General features: G+C 73.0%; 2 protein-coding genes. Both read left to right on the top strand.

The window, feature by feature from the left end; translation table 11 throughout:
* The first annotated feature begins 137 nt into the window (after positions 1-137).
* On the top strand, positions 138-416 hold the full coding sequence (locus tag P1P75_RS41555; RefSeq protein WP_319265244.1) for a hypothetical protein: 279 nt from the start codon (positions 138-140) through the stop codon (positions 414-416).
* Complete coding sequence (locus P1P75_RS41550; RefSeq protein WP_319265241.1) at positions 413-1,321, top strand: hypothetical protein; 909 nt, start codon at positions 413-415, stop codon at positions 1,319-1,321. The genes P1P75_RS41555 and P1P75_RS41550 overlap by 4 nt, the downstream gene beginning before the upstream one ends.
* Positions 1,322-1,333 lie beyond the last annotated feature (12 nt).

Below are 1,333 nucleotides of genomic sequence, written 5' to 3'. Positions count from 1 at the left end.
TAAAAAAGAAAAAGGTATAGGTGGTTTTGGCCTTGCTCGTGGGCTTGGAGATTGGTATAAGCGACAGGCCCCACCCCTCTGCGCCACCCCGAGTCCTGTCCCTGCGTCTGGCACACCCCGAAAGTGAGGTGAGCGTCGTGCCAGCACCCCCCGTCCCTGTCCGCGTCCTGGCCGCGCTCGCCGCTCTCACAGCGGTAGCGGCCACACTCCGGCACCTGCACCGCCTGCGGCGCGCTCTCGATGCGGAGCGCGCCGCCCGCCGTCTCACCGACGGCCAGCAGCACCGCGACTGGGAGGCGTTCACCATCCGCCTCGACGCCGCCGTCCGTGCCCACCGTGCTGTCGCCGAGGCCGACCAGGTCCTCACCGACGCCCTGACCACACACCGCGACCCGGAAGGGGGATCCCACCCATGACCCGACAGCCCACCCGACTCGAAGCCGCCGCTGCTTACGCCGCGTTCACCGAGCACCCGCACTTCCGGTACCGGGGGTGCGCCCCGGATCCCGACCAGCCGCACCTGGCCGCCGCCGACCACACCGTGTCGGTGGACGCCTGGCAGGCCCCCGACCTCGATGGCGGCGAGGACCGCGACGTGCGCGCGGCCCGGGAGGCGGCGGCGGTGGAGGTGTGTGTGGGCTGCCCGGTGATGGTGGCCTGCGACACCTACGGCGCCAGCCTCACCCCGGAAGGCCAGTTGGCGGAGCCGTACGCCGTCCTCGGCGGCCGGACCCCGCTGGAACGCCACCGGCTGTTCGTGGACTATCGGCGGGAGTTGCAGGAGCAGCCGCAGCCCGCACCCGTGGAGCAGCTCCACACAACCCAGAAGCTGGCCGTGCTGCGGGCGCTGGCCGCCCACACTCGGCCGGAAGACGTTGCCGCCGCCGCCGGGTTGGACGCGCGGAAGACGAACTGGCAGCGGTCCATCCTGGTCACCGCTCTGGGGTTGTCGCGGCCGGCGACCCGCATGCAGGTCCTGGCCGCGGCCGCCGACCTCGGACTTCTGGACGGCGTCACCGTGGTCCCCGACGACGGTACCGTCCCCGCGGTGGTCAAGGCCCCGTCCCGGCCCCGCAAGACGCCGCCCGCCCCCGCGCCGGTGCACACCGCGGCGCTGCCGGAGCCGGGACCGTACGAGCCCACCCCCGTCCCCGCTCTCCCACGCCGCCGCTTCACCCAGGTCGTCGGGCAGCTGTCCCTCATATCCCTGGACGACCTGGAGGACGTGGACGACCCGGCCCCAGACGACCCCGCCCCGGCCTCCGTCACTGAACTACCCGCGCCCGTGTCCGCCCGTACCCCGCTGGGAGCAGCCGCATGACCACCCCCCACG

Origin of the sequence: Streptomyces sp. ID05-39B (assembly GCF_033794725.1) — a bacterium.
GTDB lineage: Bacteria > Actinomycetota > Actinomycetes > Streptomycetales > Streptomycetaceae > Streptomyces > Streptomyces bobili.
The sequence above is the reverse complement of the archived record's forward strand: the minus strand, read 5'-3'. Positions and strand labels throughout refer to the sequence as shown.

Coding starts and splice junctions, on each gene's coding strand:
- P1P75_RS41550 (WP_319265241.1), top strand. CDS start 413: ATGACCCGACAGCCCACCCGACTCGAAGCCGCCGCTGCTTACGCCGCG.